Here is a 25,176-nt window from a genome sequence, read left to right on the forward strand (position 1 = left end):
TCGCGGTCCAGCAGGCGCGCCGCGCGACGGCAACCCCCCGACCGGGTCGGAGGTGAACTCACCCACCACCAAGCTCACCGCGTGATCGTAGGCAGGTCCGGGCTCGTCACGTCGAAAACGTGGCCTGGCTGCGTGAGCAAGGGCATGAGCACAGCCGCCTTCTCGGGAGAGCGGTCGGGGGACCCCCAGCGGACCTGCCGGTTACCCGTCAGGCCGAGGGTGACCTGCCCCGGGGCCTCCGGCGCCGTGTCCGTGGCGTCCACGGTCAGGAGCTGCGACCGTAGTGCATCGGGTACCGCGGCGAGCACGCTGATCGCCGCCTGCGTGGATGCGTCGTCCGGCCCGACGGCGCCGAACGTGAAGGCCGGCAGCCCCGGTGGGGGTGTGCCGGGGTAGACGATGCCGAACCGGTCGACGAGAGCGAGGCCTTGCCCGGTCTGCACCGTGGCCACCGCGACGCGCGGGGTGACGTCGATGGTGACCGTGTGGAGCCAGGTGCGTGAGACGCGGACCGACTCCACGCCCGGCAGATGGGCCACCCGGGACGCGATCCCCGCCGTGTCCACCGCGGCCAGCGGCGTGCCGACGTTGACCTCCGCGGCCTTCACCACGTCCTCGGTCCGTAGGTTCCCGGTGGCCGATGCCGCGGGGTTCTCCGAGTTGACCTGCACCTTCTCGATGTCGGCGAACCCGACGTCGTACAGCAGTACCCGACCGGTCAATCCCAGCCCGACGAGCAGCAGCAGCCCGATCAGCAACGCGGCGAGCCGTCGGCGCCGGTAGCGCGCCGCAGGGTGCGGCCGCGGCACCGGGCGGCCCGGACGCCCCGGCGGGCGCCGGGTGGGCCGGCCTTCCATCGAACGCGGGGCTGCCGGGCGCACAGCCGGACGGGGGGTCGTGGAGCTACTCATGCGCCCTCCTCCCCGGCACCGCCTCTGCGGGGCGGCCGGCCCGCCCCGCCGGTCATGTCTGCCCCTGCCGCTCCAGCTCGAGCAGGATCTCCGGCGCCAGCACGGTGACGTCACCGGCGCCCATCGTGATCACGAGGTCGCCGGGCCGCGCCACCCCGGCCACGACCGCCGGAACGTCCGACCAGCGCGGCACGTACTGCACACGATCGGGCGGCAGGGTCACGGCATCGGCCACGAGCGCGCCGCTCACGCCGGGCTCGGGGTCCTCCCGTGCGCCGTAGACCTCGAGGACGACCACCTCGTCGGCGAGCCCGAGTGCCGCGCCGAACGCGGACGCGAACTCCCTGGTACGCGAGTACAGATGCGGCTGGAACGCCACCACTACGCGGCCGCGGTCCCCCACCACGTCACGGGCGGCCCGCAGCTGCGCCGCGACCTTGCTCGGATGGTGGGCGTAGTCGTCGTAGACCGCGACACCGCTCACCCGGCCACGGAACTCGAACCGGCGGCGCACGCCGTCGAACGCGGCGAGCCCGGCCAACAGGCCGTCGACGGGGGCGCCGAGCTCCACGCCGGCGAGCAGCGCTCCGAGGGCGTTCTGCGCCATGTGCTCCCCCGGGACCGCCAGCCGGAGAAGGTGCTCGACGCCGTCGAGGCGAAGCACGATCCGCGCGCCGGTGCCGTCCGGCCGGAAGTCGACCAGCTGGGCGTCGCGGCCCTGCTCGCGGCCGTAGCGCCGCACCCGGATGCCACGGCTCTCAGCCACCCCGGCCAGCGCCGCGGCGCCGGGGTCGTCGGCACAGGCCACGAGCACACCACCGGGCTCGATCCGGCCGAGGAACGTCTCGAACGCCGCGAGGTAGGCCTCGGTGCTCCCGTAGTGGTCGAGGTGGTCGGCCTCGACGTTGGTGACCACCGCGACCACCGGGGAGAACGCGAGGAACGACGCGTCGCTCTCGTCGGCCTCGGCCACGAAGATGTCGCCGCTGCCCTCGTGGGCTCCCGATCCGGATGCGGCCAGGTCGCCGCCGATCGCGAAGGACGGATCCAGCCCACAGTGCTGCAGCGCGACGGTCAGCATCGAGGTGGTGGACGTCTTGCCCGCCGTGCCCGTGACGGCGGCGAGCCGGCGCCCGGCCGTCAACGCGGCGAGGGCCTTGGCCCGGTGCACCACGACGAGCCCACGCTCGCGGGCGGCTTCCAGCTCCGGGTTGGTGGCGCGGATCGCGCTCGAGACCACCACCGTGGCGGGCGCCTCGGGCAGGTGCCCGGGATCGTGGCCGACCTCCACCCGCGCGCCGAGCGCGCGCAGCGCGAGCACGGCACGGGAGTCCTTGGCGTCCGAACCCGAGACCGTTGCCCCCCTGGCCAGCAGGATCCGGGCGATGCCGCTCATCCCGGCACCGCCGATCCCGATGAGGTGCACGCGCCCCGAAAGGTCGACGGGCGCCGACTCCGTCTCCACGTCTGTCACGTCTGTGCCCATGGCTCGCGGCCCCGCCGGGGGGCCTGGGTGTTGGCCCGCCAGAGATCCTGCTCGGGCGCCGGACCGTCGGCGCCTGCGATGCCGAGGACCATGTGTGCCAGCCGGTCGGCGGCGTCGGCGTGGCCGGAGGAGCGCGCCGCCCGGCTCATCGCCGCCAGCCGCGGTGGATCCGTCAGCAGCGGGACGAGCTCGGCCGTGGCGCGCTCGCCGGTGAGCTCGGCATCGTCGACGAGCACCCCTCCTCCCGCGGCGACGACGGGCGCGGCGTTGAGCGCCTGCTCGCCGTTGCCGTGCGGGAGCGGGACGTAGACGGCGGGCAGGCCGACGGCGGTGACCTCGGCGACGGTCGTCATGCCGCACCGGCCGAGCACGGCGTCGGCGGCCGCGTACGCCAGGTCCATGCGCTCGATGTAGGGCGTGGCCACGTAGCCGCGCGCGGGCGGCGCGGCGGTGCCGTTCCTCCCGTGGGCGTGCAGCACCGCGATCCCGGCCCGCAGCAGGCTGGGCAGTGCGGCGGCGACGGCGTCGTTCAGCGTGCGGGCACCCTGCGAGCCGCCGAACACCAGCAGTACCGGTCCGTGCGGGGGTAGGCCGAAGAAGTGGCGGGCCTGAGCACGCAGGGACACCCGGTCGAGCCCGGTGATCGAGCGCCGCAGTGGCATCCCGACGACCTGCTCCCCCGGCAGCCCGCTTCCGGGCACGGCGACCGCCACGAGTTCGGCGAACCGCGCCCCCACCTTGTTGGCAAGCCCCGCCCGCGCGTTCGCCTCGTGGACGACGACAGGGACGCGGCCACGGGCCCCCAGGTACGCCGGCAGCGCGACGTAGCCCCCGAAGCCCACCACGACGTCGGCCTCCACCCTGTCGAGCACGTCGCGCACGCGCATGACCGCGTCGCGCACGCGAACAGGCAGGCGCAGCAGGTCGGTGCTGGGCTTTCGCGGCATGGGGACCGGCGGGATCAGCTCGAGCGGGTAGCCGCGGGCCGGGATGAGGGCGGTGTCGAGCCCCCGCTCGGTGCCGAGGGCGGTGATCCTCGCGTCGGGGCGCAGCCTGCGCACGGCGTCGGCCAGCGCGAGCGCCGGTTCGATATGGCCCGCGGTCCCCCCGCCCGCGACGACGACCGAGGGCGCGTGCCGGGCCGGGCGGCTCATCGGACCCGTCCCCGCTGTGCGGGCGGGCGGGTGGCCGGGGCCTTGTACGGCTGTGGCAGCGGCAGCCGTAACAGCCGCGCGACCCGCCCCTGGCCGTGCTGTTTCAGCGCCGCGATGGCCTCCGGCTCGTGGCGCGCGGCGTTGGCGAGGATCCCGAAGACGAACATGGTGACCACGAGCGATGTGCCTCCGGACGAGATCAGTGGGAGCTGCAGCCCGGTCACCGGCAGCAGCCCCACGACGTAGGAGATGTTGATTGCCGCCTGGGCGACCAGCCAGGTCGTGGAGGTGGCCACCACGAGCTTGAGCCATGGGTCGGTGTTGCGCGCGGCGATGCGCAAGCCCGCGTAGGCCAAGGTGGCGAAGAGGGCGAGTACGGCGAACGCACCGAGGAAACCGAGCTCCTCGCCGATGATCGCGAAGATGAAGTCGTTGTGGGCGTTGGGCAGGTAGCTCCACTTCGCCCGCCCCTGCCCGAGACCGACGCCGAACAGTCCGCCGTCGGCGAGCGAGTAGAGCGCCTGCTGGGACTGGAAACCCGCCTTCAGGGGGTCGGTGCTCTCGGGCGAGAGGAACGCGCTGATCCGGCTGAGCCGGTAGCTCGCGCTGAGCGCGAGGACGACCGCCCCGGCGATCGCGCCGATGCTGAGCGCGACCATCAGCCGGATCGGGGCACCGGCGAAGAACAGCAGTGCGATGAGCACGATGCCCAGGGAGACCGTCATGCCGAGGTCGGGCTGCAGCACCAGCAGGGTGAGCAGCACGACCGTGACGGGCACGACGGGCGACAGCGCGTATCTCCAGCGGTGCATGACCGCCCGCCGCGCGGCGAGCACGTGCGCGCCCCACAGCGTCAGGGCGACCTTGACCGCCTCCGAGGGCTGGAGCGACAGCGGCCCGACCACGAACCACGCCCGGGAGCCGTTGCGCACGTCGCCGACGAGCAGCACGGCTACCAGCGACAGGGCACCGATGATCAGCGCAGCGGGCGCCAACGAGCGCAGTGACCGGGGCGGGATGCGCAGGCCCAGCCAGAACAGCAGGAGCCCCGGCACGCAGAACATCAGCTGCCGGCTGAACACCGAGTACGACGATCCGTCCGCGGTGAAGGACTCCACCGACGACGCCGAGAGCACCATGACCAGGCCGAACAGCGTCAGCAACCCGAACACGCCGAGTATCAGGTGCAGCGAGGTCAGAGGACGGCGCAGCCACTGCCCGAGTGCGGTGGCGCTGCGGCCGACCAGCGCACGGACGCCGGCGAGCGGCGAGGAGGACCGGTTCCGGGACGGCCGGGCACGGCGGGTGTCCACCCCGGTCATCGCGCCTCCCCCGGTCGCGGCTGCAGCCCGGCGACAGCCTCGGCGAACGCCCGCCCACGGTCGGCGTAGTCGACGAACTGGTCCATCGACGCCGCGGCCGGGGCGAGCAGGACGACGTCACCCTGCCGTGCGAGGGCGGCACCACGTCGCACCGCGGTCATCATGGGGCCATCGTTGCCTGCCGTCACCTCTGCGACGGGGACGTCAGGTGCGTGTCGCGCGAGAGCGGTGAGGATCTCTGCCCTGTCGGTGCCGATCACCACCGCTGCACGCAGCCGGTCGGCGTGACGTGCCACGAGGTCGTCGACTTTGGCGCCCTTGAGCAGACCGCCGACGATCCAGACCACCTGCGCAGGCGCCTGCGCCATGAGCGAGGCCGCCGCGGCGTGCGGGTTCGTCGCCTTGGAATCGTCGACAAAGCGGACGCCCGCGACCGTCGCGATGTCGGCGCCGCGGTGCGGCCCCGGGCGGAAGTCGTCGAGCCCGGCGCGCACGGCGTCGGGACCCACCCCGGTCGCCCGCGCGAGCGCCGCGGCCGCCAGGGCGTCGGTCACCCCCGGCGCACCGCCGGGATGCACGGCGGAGGCCGCGACGAGCTCCCCACCGCCGAACGCGCGGTCCACGAGCACATCCTCGACCACACCGAGCTGGTCGGGCCCCGGCTCCCCCAGCGTGACGCCCACCCGGCGAGGGGCGGGCGAGGCGGCGAGCAGCGCGGCGGCCGCGGGGTCGTCCGCGCCGGCGATCGCGACCGGGCCGAGCAGTGCTCCGGCCTTCGCGGCCGCGTAGGCCGCCATCGAGCCGTGCCAGTCGAGGTGGTCGTCGGCCACGTTGAGGACGCAGCCGGCGGCCGGCCGGATCGAGGGCGACCAGTGGAGCTGGAAGCTCGACAGCTCCACGGCGAGCACCGGATGGCCGGCCCGGACGGCGTCGATCACGGTGTAGCCGATGTTTCCGCAGGCCACGGCGTCACGTCCGGCCGCGCGCAGGATCGAGGCGAGCATTCCGACGGTGGTGGTCTTGCCGTTGGTGCCGGTGACGACGAGCCACTCCGGCGGCACCGGGCGGGCCTGCCCGATCCACCAGGCCAGCTCCGGCTCGCCGACCAGCGGCACCCCGGCCGCGGCGGCCGCGGTCACCAGCGGGTGGTCGGGACGCCGCCCCGGCGAGGTGACGATGAGCGCGGTGCCGGGCGGCACGGCATCGGGGTCGCCGCCCGCCCGGGCACCCGGGGGCAGGTCGGTGAGCCGGTCCGGCACAGCGTCGGTGACCGTCACCCGCGCACCGAGCTCGACCAGCGCCGCCGCGGCGGCCAGCCCGGACACGCCCGCCCCGGCCACGAGCACAGCTGCGCCGGCGAGCTCCGGCGGTGTGGTGCTCGCGGCGTCCGCGCGTCCCCGGGCATCCATCACGGTCCCGCCGACGCGGTGAGCCACTCCTGGTAGAACAGCCCCAGCCCGAGCGCCGCGCACATGGCGGCGAGCAGCCAGAACCGGATGATCACCGTGGTTTCCGCCCACCCGGCGAGCTCGAAGTGGTGGTGGAACGGGGCCATCCGGAACACCCGTCGCCGGGTGGTACGGAACACCGCGATCTGCACGGCCACCGACAGCGCCTCCACCACGAACACCCCACCGATCACCACGAGCAGCAGTTCGGTGCGCGTCACGATCGACAGGCCTGCGACGAGACCGCCGAGCGCCAACGAGCCAGTGTCGCCCATGAAGATGCGCGCCGGGGCAGCGTTCCACCAGAGGAAACCGATGCAGCCGCCCATCGCGGCCGCCGAGACGAGCGCGACGTCGAGAGGGTCGCGCACCTGGTAGCAGCCGGCGGCGCTGATGAGCGAGCAGTTGTTGCGGAACTGCCAGAACCCGATGATCGTGTACGTGGCCAGCACCATAGCGGCCGTGCCGGCCGCCAGGCCGTCGAGTCCGTCGGTGAGGTTCACGGCGTTGGACCAGGCCGCGACGATGAGGTTGGCGAGCACCACGAAGCCGACCAGGCCGAACGACAGCACGGTGATGTCGCGGACGAACGAGAGGTTGTCCGAGCCCGGGGTGAGCCCGTCGGCGTTGCTGAAGCGCAGCGCCAGGATGCCGAAGATCGTGGCGGTGAGCACCTGGCCCACGATCTTGGACGTCTTGTTGAGCCCGAGGTTGCGTGCCCTGCGGATCTTGATGAAGTCGTCGAGGAACCCGACGACCCCCAGCGCCGTGGTGAGGAACAGCACGAGCATCGCCGACGAGGTGACCGGCTCGCCGGTGAGCGCATGCGAGAACCCGTAGCCGAGCCAGATCGCGAGCAGGATGGCGACGCCACCCATCGTGGGGGTGCCGCGCTTGGCCTGGTGGCTCGACGGGCCCTCGGCACGGATCTCCTGGCCGAAGCCCTGCCGCGAGAAGAACCTGATCAGGTACGGGGTCAGGAGGATCGAGACCGCGAGGGCGACCCCCGCAGCGATGAAAACACCTCTCACCGGGACACCGCCCCCGATGCCGTGTCGGCGTCCAGCAGGCCGGCGGCCACCCGTTCCAGCCCGGCCGAGCGCGAGGCCTTCACCAGCACGACGTCGCCGGGGGCGAGCTCCGCCCGCAGCAGGGCCAGTGCCTCGTCGACGCTGCCGGTGCTGCGTGCGCCGGGGTAGTCGGTGGTCTCGACCGCGACCAGCTGGTCGATGCCCAGCCTGCGGGCGACGGCCGCCACCTCGGCGTGGGCGGCGGCGCTGCCGTCGCCGAGCTCGGCGATCCGGCCGAGCACCGCCCACGTGCGGCGCTCCTGCCCGCTGAGCGCGACCAACGCGCGCAGCGCGGCGTGCATCGACTCGGGATTGGCGTTGTAGGCGTCGTTGACGACGGTGACCCCGTCGGGGCGGTCGATGACCTCCATACGCCATCGGGAGGCCGGCACCGCCGCGCTCAGGGCCGCGGAGACGCCGTCGGCGGTGGCGCCCAGCTCCATCGCCACCGCGGCCGCGGCGAGCGCGTTGCCGATGTGGTGATCGCCCACCAGCCGCAGCGCGACGGGCGCGCGACCGCCGGGGCCGACCAGGGTGAAGCGGGCCCGGCCGGCGTCGAGCTCGACGTCCTCGGCACGGACGACGGCGTCCGGCGCGCGGCCGAACGTCACGATCCGGGCCGCGGTGCGCGCCGTCATCGCGGCGACGGCGGGGTCGTCGGCGTTGAGGACGGCCACGCCGCCGTCTGCCTCGGCAGGCAGGGCCTCCACCAGCTCGCCCTTGGCGGCCGCGACCGCGGCACGCGAGCCGAACTCGCCGAGGTGCGCGCTCCCGACGTTGAGGACCAACCCGATCCGTGGGGGCACGGCGGCGGCGAGCCGCGCGATGTGCCCGGGCCCGCGGGCCGAGTACTCGAGCACCAGGTGGCGGGTGGCCGCATCGGCACGCAGCGCCGTCCACGGCAGGCCGAGCTCGTTGTTGAACGAGCCCGGCGGCGCGACCGTCGGCCCCAGCGGGGCCAGCACCGCGGCGAGCAGGTCCTTCGTGGACGTCTTGCCGGAGCTGCCGGTGACTCCGACCACGGTGGTGGCGGGCAGCGTCCGCACCGCGTGCCCGGCCAGCCGGGCGAGCGCAGCGAGCACGGCCGCACCCACGCCGTCCGGGTCGGTCTCGCCCAGGTAGGTGCCGGCGTCGCGCTCGGTGGGCGGGACCACGACGGCCGGGGCGTCCACCTCGCGGCCCGCGAGGACCGCGACGGCACCCGCGTCCACCGCGGCGGCTGCGTAGTCGTGCCCGTCGACGCGCTCACCAGGAAGGGCGACGAACAGGCCGCCCTCCCCGATCACGCGCGTGTCGAACTCGACGGCGACGACGCGCTCCTCCCCGGAGGCACGGTGCAACCGCCCCCCGGTCACGGCGGCGACATCGGCCAGCCGCATCTCGATCATGCTGTGATCCCGGTCATCGGTTGTATCGGATCATGTGTGTGCGGCTCACTGCCGACCGGCCTCGATCGCAGCCGCCAACTCGGCGGCGTCGTCGAACGGATGCTTCACGCCGTCGATCTCCTGGCCCGTCTCGTGTCCTTTGCCGGCCACGACGACCGCGTCCCCCGGCCGGGCGTGGGCCACCGCAGCCGTGATCGCGGCGCGCCGGTCGCCGATCTCCATCAGATCACCGTGGCCCGGCTCGGCCTGGGCGCCCGCCATCATGGCGGCCCGGATGGCCGAAGGGTCCTCGGTGCGCGGGTTGTCGTCGGTGACCACCAGCAGCTGTGCCCGGGACGCTGCGGCGGCGCCCATCAGGGGCCGCTTGCCCCGGTCGCGGTCGCCACCGCAGCCCAGCACGACGATCAGGCGGCCCGTCACCTGCGCCTGCAGCGTGTCGAGCAGCGCAGCCACGGCGGCAGGCTTGTGTGCGTAGTCGACGAGCGCGAGATACGGCTGCCCCGCCTCCACGCGCTGCATCCGCCCCGGGACAGCCAGGTGCGCGAATCCCTCCGCCGCCACCTCCGCGGGCACGCCGACGGCGTCCAGACAGGCCAGCGCGACCAGCGCGTTGGCCACGTTGAACGCTCCTGGCAGCAGCAGCCGCACGGGCACGGACACACCGTCCGGGGCCACCGCTGTGAACGTCTGCGTGCCGTCGGTGCCCGTGGCGGCGTCCACCGCGCGCCACTGCGCCGGCCCGCGGGTGGACACCGTGACCGCGGCCGGGCAACGCGCAGCCAGCCGCTCGCCCCACTCGTCGTCGATGCACACGACGCCGTGGGCGGCTCGGCCGTCGAACAGTGCCGCCTTCGCCTCGAAGTAGTCGTCCATGTCGTCGTGGAAGTCGAGATGGTCCTGCGACAGGTTCGTGAAGGCGGCCACCGCGAACCTCGTGCCGGATACCCGGCCCAGCGCGAGCGCGTGGCTCGACACCTCCATCGCCACGTCGGTGACGCCGTCCTCGGCCATCACCGCGAACAACGCCTGCAGGTCGGGGGCCTCCGGGGTGGTGAAGGCGCTGGGCAGGTCCTTGCCGTCGATGCGGGTGCCGACCGTGCCGACCAGCCCGGTGGCGCGGCCCGCGGCGCGGAGCCCCGCCTCGAGCAGATGCGCGACCGTGGTCTTGCCGCTCGTGCCGGTGACGCCGAGCACCGAGAGTCGCGCGGTCGGGTCGCCGTAGACGAGCGCTGCGACCGCACCCAGGACCTCGCGGGGCCGTGGGTGCACGAGAACGGGAAGCCTGCGAAGCGCCGGGCGCCGCGCGCCATCGGGATCGGTGAGCACGGCGACGGCTCCGGCGGCGAGCGCCTGTTCGGCGAAGTCGGCACCGTGGGCACGGGAGCCCGCCAGTGCGGCGAACAGGTCGCCGGGCTGCGCCTCCGCCGCGCGCAACGTCACTCCGGTGACGCGCGAGGGCCGTGCGGCACCGGTGGCGGAGGCGACGGTGGTGGCGCCGACGGCGCGCGCGATCACCTGCAGGTCAACCGGCCGCACGCACCGCGGTCGGGGACACGCGGCGGCCGTGGAGGCTGCGGCAGGACTGGCGGGTGACACGTCGGGGAAGGCTACCGGCGTACCTCGACCGACCCGCCCGCGCACCGCCAGGTGGGCGATGGGAGATACACCACCGGCCGCGGAGGAATGACCGGCCGGCGCATGCTTCCCCGGAAGGGTCTGGACGAAACGGCCAGTGGTCGTTCTCACCGCACCGATGATCGATCCGGCTGAGCCGGAGCACCGGCGTGTCGCGCCCACACCGGCCTCTGTGGACGACCGCAGGGGCCACGACCGGTTGCCGCCCCCACCCGACCACCCGCCGTACGCCCGCGCGGGAGCCCGGCCCACGAGCGGCTACGGCGGGGGCGGCAAGGCGGGCTGCGCCGGCGGTGGTGGCGGCGGCAACGCAGGTGGCGGCGGCGTGGGCAGCGTCAGCGTCTGCACCGGAGCCTCGGTGGGGCTCACCGGCAGCCGCTCGCGCTGCGCCAGGTAGGTGGCGATGTCGTGGAACAACGGGGCCGCACTCGTGCCCCCCTTGGGAGCGTCGAGCATGATCGCGATGACGTACCGCGGATCCTGCGCGGGGAGCATTCCGGCGAACGTGATCCAGTACGTCGACGCCGAGTAGCAACCGCAGCGCGGATCCACCTGCTGCGCCGTGCCCGTCTTGCCCGCCACCTGGTAACCGGGCACCGCCGCCGCGGGTCCCGTGCCGGTCTGGCCCGGGGCCTTCTGCGTGACGGCGGTGAGCATCGTGCGCAGCTGCTCGGCCGTGTGCGGCGACACCACCTGCACCCCCTGCGGCGCGGGCGCCGCTGTGGGCACACCGTCGGGCCCGGTGGTGGACGCGATGATCCGCGGCGGGATCCGCAGCCCGTTGTTGGCAACCGCCTGGTACATCCCCGCCATCTGCAGGGTGGTGACCGACAGCCCCTGCCCGATCGGCAGGTTGCCGAACGTCGACCCCGACCACGTTGCGATGGGGGGCACCAGGCCGCCACTCTCGCCGGGGAGCCCGACACCGGTGGGTGTGCCCAGCCCGAAGCGCGTGAGCATGTCGGCGAAGCGCTGCTCCCCCACCTTCTGCGCCGTCATGATCGTGCCGACGTTGGACGACTTCGCAAGGATCCCGGTGAGCGTGAACTGCTCGGGCCCGTGCACCCACGCGTCGTTGATCGTGCGGTCGGCGACCTTGATGTTCCCCGGCACCGTCACGACGTCGGTGGGCTTCGCCACGCCGTACTCGAGCGCGGCCGACATCGTGACGATCTTGTTGACCGATCCCGGCTCGAACGGGCTCTGCACGGCAGGGTTGGCCAGCTGCTGGGGTGTGGCGCCCCCGAGGTTGCTCGGGTCGAACGTCGCCCCGTTCGCGATCGCGAGCACCTGCGCGGTGTGGGCGTCGAGCACCACAGCCGACGAGGTCGGCTTCGCACCCGTCTGCGCGACGTAGTCGGTGAGCGCCTTCTGCGTCATGTACTGCAGATCCGAGTCGAGGGTGAGCTGCACGGTGGATCCCTGGACCGCGGGCCGCTCGTAGCGGGTGCTGCCCGGGATGACGGCATCACTGCCCTCAGCGGTGTCCACCACCCGCAGACCCGCCGACCCGGCGAGCGCGTTGTCCTGGGAGCTCTCCAGGCCCACCCGGCCGACGAGCTTGTTCTCGTCAGCGCTCCACGACGCGGCGCCGACCACGTTCGCGGCGGCGTTGCCCGCCGGGTACTGCCGGTCCTCCCGCCGGTCCGCGGCGATCTCGTTGAACCGTTCGTGCAGAGAATCCGCGACGTCGGGGTCGACGAGCCTGGCCAGCACCACGTAGCCCCGGTCGCTGGTGAGCTGGTTGACGAGCTCGGTGCGGTCCTGGCCGGTGGCCTGGGCGACCGCAGTGGCCATCTCCCCGACGTACTGCGGGGTGTCCTTCCCGTGGTTGGACGCGATGAGGCGGGGGTTGGCCGAGAGCGTGCGGGCCTCGACGCTGAACGCGAGCGGGTGGCCGTTGCGGTCCAGGATCTCGCCGCGCTCCGCGGGGAGCGTGATGTCGGTCGTCGACTGAAGCGCCGACTTCGCGCTCAGTGCGGGCGCATAGATCGTCTGCACAGCGACCAGCCTGAGCGTGGCCACACCGAGCGCGAGCACGAGCAGGATCCGGCCGATCTTGAGACGGCGCGAGTAGTTCGCGCTCCTCTTCGCCGTACGACGAGGTGGCGCGGGGGGACGCTGCGTCGGGACCCTCCGGACCGCCCGCGAGGCCCGGGGCCGGGGCGGGGCCGTGGTCATCAGCCGTTGCCCGTCCCGTCTGCTCCGCCGGTGCCCTGCGTGGACGTACCGCCGGTCGTGCCCTGAGTCGTCGCGCCGCCGGTGGCGCCCGGGGTGGACCTGCCCCCGCTGGTGCCCGCCGTGGACGAGTCGTCACCGGTGCCCTGCGTCGTCGCACCCTCACCGGTAGTGGACGAATCGTCGCCACTGGTGCCGGTTGTGGACGTACCGCCGGTGGCACCCGACGTGGAGGTACCCCCGGTGGCGCCTTGCGTGGAGGCACCCCCTTGAGTGCCACCGGTGGACGCATCGCTCTGGGCGCCTGCCGACTGTCCCTGAGTGCCCGCCGCGTCGCCCCGGGCGCCCGTGGCCGACTCCTGCGAGTCGTCGGACGCTGCCGAGTCGTTCGCCGCTGCCGGGTCACCGGCCCCTGGCGCCGCCGGCGTGCCCTGCTGCCCCGCGGGCGGGGCGGGCTGCACGGGAGCGGGCGGGGGTGGTGGCGGTGGCGGTGCGACGGCGGCCCGCGGCTGACCGACGACCGTGACCGAACCGTCCGGCGCCACCACGAGGCGTGCGGAGTCCTGGACCGGCACCATCCCGAGCGCCTCGGCACGCCGGGCCAGCTCGGGCGCGGACTCCAGGTCGGCCACCTCGCGGTGCAGCCGCTCGCTCTGCTGGCTCAGCGCCAGGGCCGCAGCCCGTGCGGACTGCAGGTGATAGGAGCCGCCGGCGGCAGCCGTGGACAGCCACAGCGTCGCCACCAGCCCGACGGCGAGCAGCACCATGACCAGCAGCACGAACTGAGGACGCCTCGGGGCAACCGCGGTGCGGACCGGACGGTTGGCGGTGGCCCGACTGGCGCGATCCTCCCGCCCGGCGTAGGCCTGCGGCGACCGCCGGCCACGCACCGAGGACGGCACACCCTCCCCCGTACGAGGGGTGGCGACCGGTGCGCCGCGCTGAGCCGGGATCGTGGTGGAACGGGTGCGCGTGGCACCACGGGCCGTCGCACTCCGGGTGGCGGTGCGAGTGCGCTCACCGACCGGCGTGCTCACCCCAGCCCTCCACCGGCCGGCGACTCACCTGGGACGGACCGTCTGCGTGCGACCACCCTCACCGGTGCCCCGACTGCGCCTGTCATGACCGCCCCTCTCTTGCTGACGCCGTCCGCCGTGCCCGGCGCGGCGACCCCTACGTCGCAACCGTGTGGCGCGTGCAGCCGCGCACGTCGTCACTCGGCCGCCTCGCGGATGCGTTCCGCTGCCCGCAGGCGCACGGAAGCCGCCCGCGGGTTCTCGCTGATCTCGTCCTCGCCTGCCTGCTCGGCACCGCGTGTCAGGAGTCGCAGCTCCGGGCCGTGGCCGGGCAGTTCGACAGGTAGGTCCATAGGTGTGCGCGAGCTCGACCGCGCCGCCAGCTCACGCTTGACGATGCGGTCCTCCAGCGAGTGATACGCGAGCACCACGATCCGCCCGCCGACGGCGAGCGAGTCCAGAGCGGCGGGGAGCGCCGCCTGCAGCGCGTCCAGCTCGCCGTTCACCTCGATCCGCAATGCCTGGAACGTGCGCTTCGCCGGGTGGCCGCCGGTGCGGCGGGACGCGGCGGGCACGGCCTCGTAGAGCAGCTCGACCAGCTCGCTGCTGCGCCGCAGCGGCGCCTTCGCACGCCGCCGGTCGACGGCCGAGGCGATCCGCCCAGCGAAGCGTTCCTCGCCGTACTCCCGCAGGATGCGTGCGAGCTGCGGCACCGGGTAGGAGTTGAGGACCTCCGCGGCGGTGGGACCGGTGGTCGGGTCCATCCGCATGTCGAGGTCCGCGTCGCGGGAGTAGGAGAAGCCGCGCTCGTCGGCGTCGAGTTGGAGGGAGGACACCCCGAGGTCGAACAGCACGCCGTCGACGCGAGGCAGCCCCAGCTCCGCGAGGACGTCGGCCATGCGGTCGTAGACAGCGTGCACGAGGTGGATGCGATCGGCGTGGGCCGCGAGCCGCCGCCCCGCCATCGCGAGAGCCTCCGGGTCACGGTCCAGGCCGACCAGAGTGAGCTGCGGGTGCTCCGCGAGCAGGGCTGCGGCGTGCCCGCCCAGACCCAGCGTCGCGTCCACCATCACCGCAGGGCGGTCGGACAATGCAGGGCGGAGGAGCTCGCCGACCCGGGGCAGGGCCACGGGAACGTGCTTGGCCCCAGCCGGCCCGCTCTCGTGGTGATGCTGCCCCACCGCACACCTCCCTGCCCCGTGTCGTCGAGCCCCCCGCTTGGCCCGGGCTCCCCAGCCGGGCCACCAGCGATGTCCCCACCCGGCAGACCTGGCACCGGGGAAGGTGCGCCAGGGCTGCCGGGTGGGGACACCGCCGCGTCGATCTCCACCCCGCTCCATCCCGGATCAGATGAGTCCGGGAAGCACCTCCTCCTGGGCCTTCGCGTAGGTGTCCTCATGTGCATCCTGGTACCGCTGCCAGGCCTCGGCGTCCCAGATCTCGGCACGGGTGAAGGCGCCGATCACGACACAGTCCTTGGTGAGGCCGGCATAACGGCGCAGCTCAGGGGTGATGGCGATCCGCCCCTGGCCGTCGGGGTTCTGCTCGTCGGTGCCGGAGAACAGGTTGCGCTGGAACACACGAGCGGACTCGCTCGTGAGCGGCGCGCTTGCGACCTTGCTGGCCAGTTCCGTGAAAGCCTCGCGGGTGAACACGTACAGGCAGTGGTCCTGCCCCTTCGTGATCATCAGCCCGCCTCGCAGCTCGTCGCGAAATTTTGCGGGCAACGTGAGCCGCCCTTTGTCGTCCAGCTTGGGGGTGTAGGTACCGAGGAACACCGGCCCCACCTCCAACAGTGGCCCCGTTGTGCCCCAGCGAGAACCACATTACCCCACTCTTCCCCACCGTCAACAGGATCGATCGTGGCGATCAGTCGACATCCGCGAGAAAACTGCAGGTCAGAGAGGGTGGGGGAAGGTGGGGGGCGCCGACGGGCCTCACCCGCACACATGGATTCCACACCCGGATTCAGTCACTCAGCGTGAGAATTTGCGGCCTCGTGCGCCCGCTGATGGCGCCATGTGGGGGTAGCGCGACCGCCGATGGGGTGCCGCTGGGGACAAGGTCATCGCCAGTGGGGCACAGTGGGGACGGCGCGGAGTACCCCCATCGGGCAAAGTTCTCTGCGGGCGTTTGACAGACTGATCGCGTCTCGACGGATCGGGACCGACACGACGAGCGCGAGGAGGTCTGGTGACCGCGACGAGCAGCCGCGCCGGGATGGAGGGCGACGCGCCCGCCCTCGCTGATGTCGCCGATCTCTGCGGCCGGATCGCGGCCAACATCCAACGGGTGATCGTGGGCAAACCGGAGGTTGTGCGGGTCGCGCTGGTCACCATGCTCGCGGAGGGCCACCTCCTGGTCGAGGACGTCCCAGGGGTCGGCAAGACATCACTGGCCAAGGCACTCGCGCGGTCCATCGACTGCTCGGTCAGCCGCGTCCAGTTCACGCCCGACCTGCTGCCCGGCGACATCACCGGCATGTCGATCTACAACAGGCAGACCACCGAGTTCGAGTTCCGGCCCGGCCCTGTGTTCGCCAACATCGTGATCGCCGACGAGATCAACCGCGCCTCGCCGAAGACGCAGTCGGCGCTGCTCGAGTGCATGGCCGAGCACCAGGTCACCGTCGACGGCGCCACCTATGCGCTCGCGAGCCCGTTCATGGTCGTCGCCACACAGAACCCCATCGAGATGGACGGCACCTACCCGCTGCCCGAGGCGCAGCGCGACCGGTTCACCACACGCGTCAGCGTCGGATACCCCGACCTCGGAGCCGAGCTGGCGATGGTCGACGAGCACGCCGCCAGCGACCCGCTCGACATCCTCCGCCCGGTCGTCGACGCACGGCTCGTCCGCTCGGTGATCGAGGCCGTACGCCGGGTGCACGTGAGCCCCGAGGTACGGCAGTACTGCGTGGAGCTCGTCGGCACCACCCGCCGGCTCCCCGAGGTGCGGCTGGGCGCGTCCCCACGGGCCACCCTCCAGCTCGTGCGGGCGGCCAGAGCACAGGCCGCGCTCGCCGGCCGCGGTTTCGTGGTGCCCGACGACGTGCAGGCCGTCGCGGTTCCCGTGCTGGCCCACCGACTGCTGCTCACCCCGGAGGCCCAGGCCTCGCGACGCACCGCCGTCGACATCGTCCGCAGCCTCCTCGCCCGGCATGCCGTACCCGCGCCGGGCCGGGGCCACTGACCGGGGATGTCCCCGGCCATGGGCAGAAGCGGCGGAGCCCGGTCGTGAGTGAGCGGTCCGGGCGGTTCTCCGGCCTCACCACACGGGGCCGCTGCCTGCTCGCGGGTGGCCTCGCCACCGGGGTCTCCGCCATCGCCCTCGACGAGCGCGACCTGCTGCGGATCGGGGCGTTCGTCGCCCTGCTACCGGTGCTGGCCCTGCTGCTCGCCGCCCGGGCCCGGCGGCGGATCCACGTCGAGCGCGAGCTCACCCCGGCCCGGGTGCCGGTCGGCGCCGCCGTCACCGTCGGACTCCATCTGCACGGAGGCCCGCTGCTCGGTGCCCTCCGGCTGACCGACACCGCACCCGACGCCGCCGGCCCACAGGCCGCCGCTCCCCCGCGGTTCACGGTGCACCGGCTGTCCGGCCGAGGAAGCGCCGTGGTCACCTATCCCCTTCGCCCGGTGTTGCGTGGCGTGCACCGCGTCGGCCCGCTCAGCGGCACGGCCACCGATCCGCTGGGGCTCGCGGAGTTCGAACGGGAGCTCGCACCGGCCGACCGCCTGCTCGTCCTGCCCCGGGTGGTCGCGCTGCAGGGGCTGCCGCCCGCCATCGGGGCGGGCGAGGGCACGCCGGGCTCCGCACTGGCCCACCAGGGACAGGGCGCGTCGGACGTCCTCATCCGGCCCTACCGGCAGGGCGACGAGCTGCGCCGCGTCCACTGGCGCAGCACGGCGCGCCACGACGAACTGATGGTGCGGCTGGAGGAACGGCCGTGGCGCGGCGGGATGACGGTGCTGCTCGACCGCCGCGACGTGGCGCATCGCGGCCGCGGCGCTGACTCCAGCCTCGAGTTCGCGGTGAGCCTCACCGCCAGCATCTGCACCCACCTCCTCTCCCGCGGCGAACCGCTCGATCTCCTCACGGAGGACGGTGTGCAGCTCAGCGGCCGGGGCTCCGGCATCAGCCCGGAACCACTGCTCGACGCCCTCGCCGCCCTGCGCCCGTCGGCACGGCCCGACCTGGCAGGCCCCGAGCTGCGTTCGGGCACCGACGTGCTCGCCGTGCTCGGCGCACTCGAGCCCGGCGAGGTCGACACGCTGCTCGGTCGCCGCAGCGGCGGCGGCAACGCCGTGCTCCTCGACACCTCCACCTGGGACCCCGCCGTACGCGTCCGGGCAGGATCCGGTGGCACCGCCGCGGCCAATGCTGCGACCCTGCGCGGAGCCGGCTGGCACGTCACCATCGCCTCGGCCGGATCCTCGCCGGAACGCGTCTGGAGCGATCTGGTGAACGGACTGTGAGCACCACCATCGCGGGTCCTCCGACGGCGCCGCCCCCCACCGGCCCGCCTCCCAGCGCACCCGCACGGCCGCCCGCCGCACGCGGCGCCGGGCTGCCGTGGGTCACCACGATCGCGTCCGGACTGGCCGTGCTGCTCGCGGCCGGGCCCGTCACGGCCATCGTGCAGGGCGGCGCCTGGTTCGGCCACGCCCTGGCCGCGGTCGCCGTCGTCGTCGTCCTCGGGCTTCTGCTGCACCGGCTCGGAGCCGTCGTCGTCGCGGCCGGGCAGGCCGTCGGGGTGCTAGTGCTCCTCACGGTGCAGTTCGCCGACGACGGGCTGCTCGGGGTGCTGCCCGGCCCCGGGGCGCTGCAGGAGTTCGGGGCGCTCCTCTCCGGTGCCGGTCAGCAGATCGACACGGGAATCGCGCCCGTGACGAGCACCCCGCAGATCCTCTTCCTCGTGACGGCCGCCTTCGGCCTGCTGGCGATCGGCGTCCACCTCGCGGCGGTGAGCGCCGCCGCTCCCGCCGCGGCCGGCGTGCCGCTGCTCGCCGTCTTCGCCGTACCTGCGGCGCTGGCCGACACCCTCCTGCCGTGGTGGGCGATGGCCGCGGCCGCGGCCGGGTTCGGGCTGCTCCTCGTGGCCCACACGGGCTTCCGGGGCCGGCTGCCGGGCGCCGTCGCGCTGGTCGCGGTCGCGGTGGTGCTGGCGGTCGGCGTCGGTGCGGCGACGAGCTTCGTCGGCACCGCGGGCCGGTTCGACAGCGGCACCGGCGCGGGCGGGTCGGGCGGCTCCATCGGCCTCAGTCCCTTCACCGCACTGCGCGGGCAACTCGACCAGCGTGACCCCGTCGACCTCTTCCGGGTCCGCGGCCTCACCCGCCCCACCTACCTGCGGGCGCTGACCTTGCGCCAGTACGTGCCGGACGCCGGATGGCAGGCCACCCGGCCCGCCCCCGGCGTCGGGCTGCCCGGCCCGATCCAACCCCAGCCGACCGGCTCGGGCGACGTCGCCAACGTGGAGATCGAGAACCTCGCCTTCCGCGACTACTGGCTTCCGCTCTACGGCGACCCGATCGACGTCGGCGGGTTGCCCGAGGGGCCGTGGCTCTACGACCGGAGCAGCGGCACCGGCTACACCGGCCGGCCGAGGGAGGAGGACGGATGGCGCGAGCAGGCGTTCCTGCCGGTGCCCACCGTCTCCCAGCTACGCCAGGCGGCCGGAGACTCCGGGGTCGGACCGGAGTACCTCGACGTCACGGGCGTCGACCCGCGGGTCACCGAGATCGCCCAGCAGGTCGTGGCCGGCCGCTCCAACAACTTCGACCGCGCGATGGCGCTGCAGGAGTACTTCACCGGGCCCGAAAGCCAGTTCACCTACAGCCTCCAGACGGCCCCGGGCTCCGGCGACGACGCGCTGGTCGAGTTCCTCACCGTCGGCAAGGCGGGGTACTGCGAGCAGTTCGCCTCTGCCATGGCGGTCATGCTGCGCGCCGTCGGCGTCCCGTCGCGGGTGGCGGTCGGGTTCACGGCCGGGGCCGACAACGGCCAGTACCGCACGATCAGCACTTCCGACGCGCACGCCTGGGTCGAGGCCTGGTTCCCCGGCATCGGCTGGACGACGTTCGACCCCACGCCGCTGACCGACGGCCGCACCATCGCACCGCCGTACGTCCAGGAGGCGCAGGGCATCCCGCCCGACCCGGAGAACGCCCCGGCCAACGACGACCTCAGCCCTGGGAACGACGCGGAGCAGCAGCCCCTGCCGGCCCCCGCCGAGACCGAGCAGGCTCCGTCGGTCGCCCTCGCCCCACCGCCGGCCGCCGAGAGCGGGCTGCCGCTCTGGCCGCTCTTCGTGGTGGTCCTGCTGATCGCCACCGGATTCGTCCCGGCCGGGCTGCGGGCACTCGCCCGGCGCCGGCGTCTGGCAGCGGCGAGCGCGGGTGGCCCGGACGCCACGGGTGCGGCCTGGTCGGAGCTACTCGCGGAGTCGATCGACCGAGGAGTCGACCACCCACCGAGCGACACGGTGCGAGGTGCGGCCCGCCGCATCGTTCGGGAGCACCGGCTCGACGACGATGCGCAACAGGCGCTGCGGCAGGTGGTCACCGCGGTGGAGGCGAGCTGGTACGGCGACGTCCACCCCGCCCCCGGCGATCTGGATGAGCCGGTGAATGCCGTGCGGGCAGGAATCGCCGCCGGAGGCTCGCTGTCGCTGCGCGGCCGGCTGCTCCCGCGGTCCGTGCTGCAACGGACCCCGGCCTCGAAGCCCGTGGCGGAACGCGAGAAGGCAACCTCCGACACCTGAGCAACGCTCATCGTTCCCCACGAACGGGCCACCCGCGCGGACCTATCGCACGAACGTGCCGCTCGCCCACCACCCGGCCACCGCCCGGCGCCGAGCGCTCCGAGCCCTGCCCGCACGAACGGCCCGCCAGTCCAGACCTATCGGACGAGAGCGCCGCTCGCCCACTCGCTCACGAAGCCGGGCCCCGAGAACGCCGGCCAGTCGCCGCACCAGCGGCACGCTCGCCCAGACCTATTGCTCGAACGGCACGTTCGCGCAGCATCCCGTGACCCCGGGGAGCTGAAGCCTCGACCACTCGGCCCCCACTAGCGGTCAACTGGGCAGACCGGCAGGGCGACCCGCTCGCTCACCGACCCGGCACCCCACGGAGCCGAAACAAGGACCTGCCTGCACGAACGGCCCGCCAGTCCAGACCTATCGGATGAAAGTGCCGCTCGTAACCCAGAGAGCCCGAGCCTCGGGACGCCGGCCACTCCTCGCAACGAGCGGCACGCTCGTCCAGGCCTATCGGACGGAAGTGCCGCTCGTTCAACCTGGGCGTGGGGCACCGTCACATAGCGAACGCCCGGTTCGTTGGGCGCGCCGCTGTTCAACGGCGCGCCCGACGGACCGGGCGCTGGCTCGGACTCGTTCGGAACAGGTCCCGACTAGGGACCGGTTCCGAGTTGTTGTTCCTGCTACTCCTGCTCGAACCGGCGGCGGAAGCGCTCTTCCATCCGGCCGGTGAAGCGGTTCTTGTCGGGCTCGGCTTCCTTGGCCTGACCGGGCTGGCCGCCCGACCCGACCGAGGTGACCGCGAGCACGGCACCGCCGAGCATCACAAGGAAGCCGACCACGCTCAGCACCGGGAAGCTGGAAGCCAGCCAGAGTGCGGGTACGGCGACGCCAACGACGAGCAGCACCAGACCGAGGACGAACAATCCGACGCCCTGCAGGCGACGGCGGCGTGTGGGCTTGCGCAGGCGGCCACCACGGACGGTGGATGCGAACTTCGGGTCCTCGGCGTAGAGAGCGCGCTCGATCTGTTCGAGCAAGCGCTGCTCGTGCTCGGAGAGGGGCACGGCTTCACCTCCGGCACTGGTCATCCTGTCGGGTCATCTTCCATGGTGCCGGAACGACGCGACGAGCGCCCGGGGCTGGGCGTCTACGCGAAAGGATACGAGCCTCACGGCCTGCCGACTAGCCGGACTCGTCAAGCGGAAGGGTCGATCTTCGCCCCGGTCGGGTCGCAGACAGTATGAGCAGCACGATTAGGGCGTCAGGATCCCCCGCTGGCGGCTTGCGACGACCGGTCTTGGTGATCCACAAGCCGCTGCAAGGCCGCGGGGCCCGGCGAACACACCCCGGGTGCGCCGTCAATCACACCCAGTTGGCCCCACGCCCCCAGGAGAGTGAACCGGACGAAGCGGGCCGCGACACGCCGTGAACCGCCGCCTTTCGGCGCCGGGCGGTCAGGCGGACCGGCGGGCCAGCGCGTGCAGGCGGGTCGCGATCTCCACCAACGGGGAGGCGGTGGCGGCGATGTCCTCCAGCTCGCTCACCGCTCGGGCAGCCGCGGGGCCACCGTCGCGGACCGCTCCGGGAACCCACCCGTCCAGCACTCCGTCGCCCTGCAGCGTCTCGACCCGCAACGCCCCGCCCTGCTCCAGCAAGCCGCGCAGCGTCTCTGCGTCGAGCCGTCGGCGAAGCGCGTCGTCGGCCCCGAACCGGCCGTCCGGGTCGGTGAGCACCGCGCGCGCCTCGGCGAGCCGGCCGCTGAGGGTGCGCGCGAGCACCGCCGCGTACCGGCCGACGACGAGCACCGACACCGCACCGCCCGGCGCGGTGGCCGCGGCCAGCGCCGAGACGGCCGCGGCCGCGTCGTCCACGACCTCGAGCAGACCGTGGCCGAGCACCAGATCGGCGCCGCCCTGCGGGACGACCTCGGCGAGGGCGTCGACGTCACCCTGCACGGGCGTGATCAGATCGTGCACGCCGGCCTCGCGCGCCCGCCGCTGCAGGGCTGCGAGCGCGTTGGGGCTGTTGTCGACCACCGTGACCGCGCATCCGGAACGCGCCAGAGGTACCGCCCAGGCTCCGCTTCCGCCGCCCACGTCGAGTACACGGGGCGGACGGCCCGGCGTTGCGGCACGCACCCTGGCCACCTCGGTGACCAGCGCCCGGTGCACCGAGCCCTCGCCCACCGCACCGGCCGTCTCTGTCGTCGCACCGCTCAGCATCGGAGCCTCACAACGGCAGACTAGTGCGATCCCGGGCAGGGTAGGTTGATCGCCGTGCAGGTCGTCGCCACGTTGAGCCTCAAGGGTGGAGTGGGGAAGACCACCGTCGTGCTCGGGCTGGCCGGCGCGGCCTTGCACCACGGTGTACGCACGCTGGTGGTGGACCTCGATCCGCAAGCCAACTCCACGATCGCGCTGGACGTGGGCTCCACCACGGCCACGGTGGCGGACGTGCTCGACGACCCGAGCCCGTCGGTGGTGCGCCGCGCGATCGCCCCGAGCGGTTGGGGCGCCGGCCTGGACGTGCTGGTGGGTGCCGAGCAGGCCGAGCGCCACAACCACCCCGATCCGGGCCCGAAGCAGCTCATCCGGTTGGCCAGAGCACTGGAGCGGCTCCACGACGTCGAGTTGTTCGGCGGTCCGTCCCCCAACGGGGAGGCAGCCTCGGACAGCGGCTCCGACAACGGGTACAACGCCGAGCCCTACCGCCTGGTGATCATCGACTGCCCGCCGTCGCTCGGGCAGCTCACCCGCAGCGCCCTCGCCGCGGCCCACCGTGCGGTGCTCGTGACCGACCCGACGATCTTCGCGGTGTCCGGCGTGCAGCGCGCTTTCGACGCGATCCAGACCGAGCGGCAGCGCGGCAACCCCGACCTCCAGCCGCTCGGCGTGCTCATCAACCGGGTGCGCCCGCGCAACACGGAGCACGACTTCCGGATCAACGAGCTGCGGGAGCTCTTCGGCCCGCTGGTGTTCACCGGAGTGCTGCCGGACCGCTCGGCGATCCAGCAGGCCCAAGGCGCCTGCATGCCCATCCAGCGGTGGGACACGCCGGGAGCACGCGAGGCCTCCGCCGTGTTCACGCTCCTCCTGGGCCGGGTGCTGCGCAGCGAGCGCGCCCGGCGCACGGTGGCGACGACGGCCCCGCACGGCGCGGGCTGACGCAGCGCCGCCCGGGCGAACGACCCACCCGAGGAGAGCGATCAGCGCAGCGGCACCGACCTGCTGACGATGCCGACGAACTGCTCGGCCTGCCGCAACAGGTCGTCGGCATCACGGCGCCCCACGAGCCGCGCGATGCCGGCCTCGGCCGCCGCCCGGGTGTCGGAGCACGCGGCGAAGAACGCCGCCCACTCCGCCAGTTCGGGCGCGACCTCGGCGAGCAACTGCCAGACGTTGCGCGTGGATCCGCGGCGCGGCGCCGGACGGGCGTGCACCGCGAGCACGGCAGCCGCGGCCCGGAGCGCGGCGAGGTAGGCCGCGGGATAGCGGAGCAGCGGCTCCTCCGTGCGGTGGGCCTCGGCGAGCCCGTCGGTCGCTTGGCGGAGCAGCCCCAGCGCTGCGCGTGAGGTGGGCGCCGGGGGCGGCGGCCCGGCAGGGGCCCGCTGCGGCCCCCGCGGGTGCGGCACCCGCGCGGTGGTGATGGTCATCGTCGCCTCCCCGAGCCTTGTCGTTCCGTGAGCCTTGTCATTCCGTCACCCGCACCAGATCCCAGACGCCGGGCCCGGAGCGCATCCGCAGCACGAACTCGCGCGCCGGCGCCTCCGGCTCCGCCGCCGATCGCGCCTCCACGCGCCAGCAGCGCAGCCGATCGCCGCCGACGGGCATCGGCGACGGGAACGGCCACGGAGACTCCTCGATCCAGCGCTCGTGGACGTCGGTGACCAGGTAGCGCGCGCCCCGCCGGACGGGACGGCGCTCGAACTCGACCGGCTCGCCGTCCAGCCACCGAACCTGGATCGGCGTCGGCCGGCGCGACCCGAACACCCGACCGAAAGCACTCATCCGACTACGCTCCTCCCGCCCAGCAGCGGCACCGGGCTGCCGGTGGCGGGACGCTTCCCCCGCCCCACCACCGACGCCGGAGGATCGAACGCATGTTCGATCCATCTCCAGTAGAGCGCTCTTGACCTCCCCCGTCAAGTCGCCGTCGACCGGAGCGGCGCACGTGCGATCCCCATGGTGTGATGGAAGGGTGACAAGGGCTCCGGCACATCAGCTGATTCAGCTCGGTCCGGATGATCTCGCCGACCGACTCGCCGAAGCGCTGCACGTGTACGTGACCGCGATGGGCTACCCCCACAGCACCGCGCGGCACCGGCGCACGCTCTGGCTCGACCACTCCCGCAGACCCGGCTGGCGCGCCGTCGGGTGGCTCGACTCCACCGGGGCGCTGCTCGGCATCGCCTACGGCTACACCGGGGGGCCGGGGCAGTGGTGGTTCGAGGAGGTCCGCCGCGGGGTGGCCGCCGAAGGCCCCGAGGCCCACATCTGGCTGCGCGACTACTTCGAGCTGACGGAGCTGCACGTCCACCCGGACGCCCAGGGCCACGGGCTCGGCGAGCGTCTGCTGCGGGCTCTCCTCGCTCTCACCGACCGGCCACGGGTGCTGCTCTCCACGCCCGAGTACGGCACCGAGCCGCCCGGCCGGGCGTGGCGGCTCTACCGGCGCACCGGCTTCCGCGACGTGCTGCGCGACCATCGCTTCACCGGCGACTCCCGCCCGTTCGCGGTGCTCGGCCGCGAGCTCCCCATGTCGTCTGCCAGGTAGCCGGAGCCACGGGGCCGCCCGTCGTGGCACACCGG

At 73.5% G+C, this 25,176-nt stretch carries 21 protein-coding genes; 5 read left to right on the forward strand and 16 right to left on the reverse strand.

Translation table 11 applies throughout. The annotated features are described in order from the left end of the window. Nucleotides 1-74: 74 nt before the first annotated feature. The 12 genes from ABD743_RS23295 to mraZ form a co-directional block, all read right to left on the reverse strand. Nucleotides 75-911: a cell division protein FtsQ/DivIB gene (locus tag ABD743_RS23295; RefSeq protein ID WP_344724272.1), complete on the reverse strand. Its 837-nt coding sequence runs from the start codon at nt 909-911 to the stop codon at nt 75-77. 52 nt (nt 912-963) lie between these two features. Then, a complete protein-coding gene (murC, locus tag ABD743_RS23300; protein WP_344724273.1) occupies nt 964-2,397 on the reverse strand; it encodes a UDP-N-acetylmuramate--L-alanine ligase in 1,434 nt (477 codons plus the stop codon). Next, complete coding sequence (murG, locus tag ABD743_RS23305) at nt 2,382-3,551, reverse strand: undecaprenyldiphospho-muramoylpentapeptide beta-N-acetylglucosaminyltransferase (RefSeq protein ID WP_344724274.1); 1,170 nt, start codon at nt 3,549-3,551, stop codon at nt 2,382-2,384. The genes murC and murG overlap by 16 nt, the downstream gene beginning before the upstream one ends. After that, nucleotides 3,548-4,873, reverse strand: coding sequence for a putative lipid II flippase FtsW (gene ftsW, locus ABD743_RS23310; RefSeq protein WP_344724275.1), 1,326 nt, complete (start codon nt 4,871-4,873; stop codon nt 3,548-3,550). The genes murG and ftsW overlap by 4 nt, the downstream gene beginning before the upstream one ends. After that, nucleotides 4,870-6,282 (reverse strand): UDP-N-acetylmuramoyl-L-alanine--D-glutamate ligase, encoded by a 1,413-nt coding sequence (gene murD, locus ABD743_RS23315; protein ID WP_344724468.1) that lies wholly within the window; start codon nt 6,280-6,282, stop codon nt 4,870-4,872. Before murD ends, ftsW begins: the two co-directional genes overlap by 4 nt. Continuing rightward, a complete protein-coding gene (gene mraY / locus ABD743_RS23320) occupies nt 6,282-7,352 on the reverse strand; it encodes a phospho-N-acetylmuramoyl-pentapeptide-transferase (protein ID WP_241039431.1) in 1,071 nt (356 codons plus the stop codon). The genes murD and mraY overlap by 1 nt, the downstream gene beginning before the upstream one ends. After that, a complete protein-coding gene (locus ABD743_RS23325) occupies nt 7,349-8,779 on the reverse strand; it encodes a UDP-N-acetylmuramoyl-tripeptide--D-alanyl-D-alanine ligase (protein ID WP_344724276.1) in 1,431 nt (476 codons plus the stop codon). Before ABD743_RS23325 ends, mraY begins: the two co-directional genes overlap by 4 nt. 45 nt (nt 8,780-8,824) lie before the next feature. After that, on the reverse strand, nt 8,825-10,375 hold the full coding sequence (locus ABD743_RS23330) for a UDP-N-acetylmuramoyl-L-alanyl-D-glutamate--2,6-diaminopimelate ligase (protein WP_344724277.1): 1,551 nt from the start codon (nt 10,373-10,375) through the stop codon (nt 8,825-8,827). Nucleotides 10,376-10,672: 297 nt separating this feature from the next. Then, the gene (locus ABD743_RS23335; protein WP_344724278.1) at nt 10,673-12,595 is read right to left on the reverse strand and encodes a peptidoglycan D,D-transpeptidase FtsI family protein; all 1,923 of its coding nucleotides are present in this window, start codon (nt 12,593-12,595) and stop codon (nt 10,673-10,675) included. Next, entirely contained in the window at nt 12,595-13,629 is a 1,035-nt protein-coding gene (ftsL, locus tag ABD743_RS23340; protein WP_344724280.1) for a cell division protein FtsL, read from the reverse strand. Before ftsL ends, ABD743_RS23335 begins: the two co-directional genes overlap by 1 nt. A gap of 176 nt (nt 13,630-13,805) precedes the next feature. Then, a complete protein-coding gene (rsmH, locus tag ABD743_RS23345; RefSeq protein WP_344724281.1) occupies nt 13,806-14,789 on the reverse strand; it encodes a 16S rRNA (cytosine(1402)-N(4))-methyltransferase RsmH in 984 nt (327 codons plus the stop codon). Nucleotides 14,790-14,954: 165 nt separating this feature from the next. Then, complete coding sequence (mraZ, locus tag ABD743_RS23350; protein WP_344724282.1) at nt 14,955-15,386, reverse strand: division/cell wall cluster transcriptional repressor MraZ; 432 nt, start codon at nt 15,384-15,386, stop codon at nt 14,955-14,957. Nucleotides 15,387-15,828: 442 nt separating this feature from the next. On the opposite strand from mraZ, the gene ABD743_RS23355 reads away from it, so the two are divergent. The 3 genes from ABD743_RS23355 to ABD743_RS23365 are packed head-to-tail and all read left to right on the forward strand — an operon-like array spanning nt 15,829 to nt 20,371. Continuing rightward, a complete protein-coding gene (locus ABD743_RS23355; RefSeq protein ID WP_344724469.1) occupies nt 15,829-16,800 on the forward strand; it encodes an AAA family ATPase in 972 nt (323 codons plus the stop codon). Nucleotides 16,801-16,844: 44 nt separating this feature from the next. Beyond that, nucleotides 16,845-18,083, forward strand: a complete 1,239-nt coding sequence (locus tag ABD743_RS23360; RefSeq protein ID WP_344724283.1) for a DUF58 domain-containing protein — start codon at nt 16,845-16,847, stop codon at nt 18,081-18,083. Continuing rightward, nucleotides 18,080-20,371: a transglutaminase TgpA family protein gene (locus ABD743_RS23365; RefSeq protein ID WP_344724284.1), complete on the forward strand. Its 2,292-nt coding sequence runs from the start codon at nt 18,080-18,082 to the stop codon at nt 20,369-20,371. Before ABD743_RS23360 ends, ABD743_RS23365 begins: the two co-directional genes overlap by 4 nt. A 677-nt stretch (nt 20,372-21,048) precedes the next feature. On the opposite strand, the gene ABD743_RS23370 is transcribed toward ABD743_RS23365, so the two are convergent. Together ABD743_RS23370 and ABD743_RS23375 are read right to left on the reverse strand one after the other, a co-directional pair. Further along, nucleotides 21,049-21,432 carry a DUF3040 domain-containing protein gene (locus ABD743_RS23370; protein ID WP_241039439.1) on the reverse strand — a complete coding sequence of 128 codons (384 nt, stop codon included), beginning with the start codon at nt 21,430-21,432 and terminating at the stop codon, nt 21,049-21,051. Between the two features lie 390 nt (nt 21,433-21,822). Beyond that, the gene (locus ABD743_RS23375; RefSeq protein WP_344724285.1) at nt 21,823-22,590 is read right to left on the reverse strand and encodes a class I SAM-dependent methyltransferase; all 768 of its coding nucleotides are present in this window, start codon (nt 22,588-22,590) and stop codon (nt 21,823-21,825) included. Between the two features lie 54 nt (nt 22,591-22,644). Here ABD743_RS23375 and ABD743_RS23380 point away from each other — a divergent pair, with 54 nt between their 5' ends. Continuing rightward, entirely contained in the window at nt 22,645-23,532 is an 888-nt protein-coding gene (locus ABD743_RS23380; protein ID WP_344724286.1) for a ParA family protein, read from the forward strand. 41 nt (nt 23,533-23,573) lie between these two features. On the opposite strand, the gene ABD743_RS23385 is transcribed toward ABD743_RS23380, so the two are convergent. Beyond that, nucleotides 23,574-24,020, reverse strand: a complete 447-nt coding sequence (locus ABD743_RS23385; RefSeq protein WP_344724287.1) for an SAV_6107 family HEPN domain-containing protein — start codon at nt 24,018-24,020, stop codon at nt 23,574-23,576. A 37-nt stretch (nt 24,021-24,057) separates the two neighbouring features. Next, nucleotides 24,058-24,375 (reverse strand): hypothetical protein, encoded by a 318-nt coding sequence (locus ABD743_RS23390; RefSeq protein ID WP_344724288.1) that lies wholly within the window; start codon nt 24,373-24,375, stop codon nt 24,058-24,060. A 190-nt stretch (nt 24,376-24,565) separates the two neighbouring features. Between ABD743_RS23390 and ABD743_RS23395 the strand changes: the two genes are divergently transcribed. Next, on the forward strand, nt 24,566-25,141 hold the full coding sequence (locus ABD743_RS23395; protein WP_344724289.1) for a GNAT family N-acetyltransferase: 576 nt from the start codon (nt 24,566-24,568) through the stop codon (nt 25,139-25,141). Nucleotides 25,142-25,176 lie beyond the last annotated feature (35 nt).

The sequence above is a fragment of the Pseudonocardia yunnanensis genome (assembly GCF_039534065.1).
Lineage (GTDB): Bacteria > Actinomycetota > Actinomycetes > Mycobacteriales > Pseudonocardiaceae > Pseudonocardia > Pseudonocardia yunnanensis.

Excerpts from the sequence above, each read along its gene's own strand:
- ABD743_RS23295 (WP_344724272.1), bottom strand. The coding sequence starts at position 911 with ATGAGTAGCTCCACGACCCCCCGTCCGGCTGTGCGCCCGGCAGCCCCG.
- murC (WP_344724273.1), bottom strand. The coding sequence starts at position 2,397 with ATGGGCACAGACGTGACAGACGTGGAGACGGAGTCGGCGCCCGTCGAC.
- murG (WP_344724274.1), bottom strand. The coding sequence starts at position 3,551 with ATGAGCCGCCCGGCCCGGCACGCGCCCTCGGTCGTCGTCGCGGGCGGG.
- ftsW (WP_344724275.1), bottom strand. The coding sequence starts at position 4,873 with ATGACCGGGGTGGACACCCGCCGTGCCCGGCCGTCCCGGAACCGGTCC.
- murD (WP_344724468.1), bottom strand. The coding sequence starts at position 6,282 with ATGGATGCCCGGGGACGCGCGGACGCCGCGAGCACCACACCGCCGGAG.
- ABD743_RS23325 (WP_344724276.1), bottom strand. The coding sequence starts at position 8,779 with ATGATCGAGATGCGGCTGGCCGATGTCGCCGCCGTGACCGGGGGGCGG.
- ABD743_RS23335 (WP_344724278.1), bottom strand. The coding sequence starts at position 12,595 with ATGACCACGGCCCCGCCCCGGCCCCGGGCCTCGCGGGCGGTCCGGAGG.
- ABD743_RS23355 (WP_344724469.1), top strand. The coding sequence starts at position 15,829 with ATGGAGGGCGACGCGCCCGCCCTCGCTGATGTCGCCGATCTCTGCGGC.
- ABD743_RS23375 (WP_344724285.1), bottom strand. The coding sequence starts at position 22,590 with ATGCTGAGCGGTGCGACGACAGAGACGGCCGGTGCGGTGGGCGAGGGC.
- ABD743_RS23385 (WP_344724287.1), bottom strand. The coding sequence starts at position 24,020 with ATGACCATCACCACCGCGCGGGTGCCGCACCCGCGGGGGCCGCAGCGG.
- ABD743_RS23390 (WP_344724288.1), bottom strand. The coding sequence starts at position 24,375 with ATGAGTGCTTTCGGTCGGGTGTTCGGGTCGCGCCGGCCGACGCCGATC.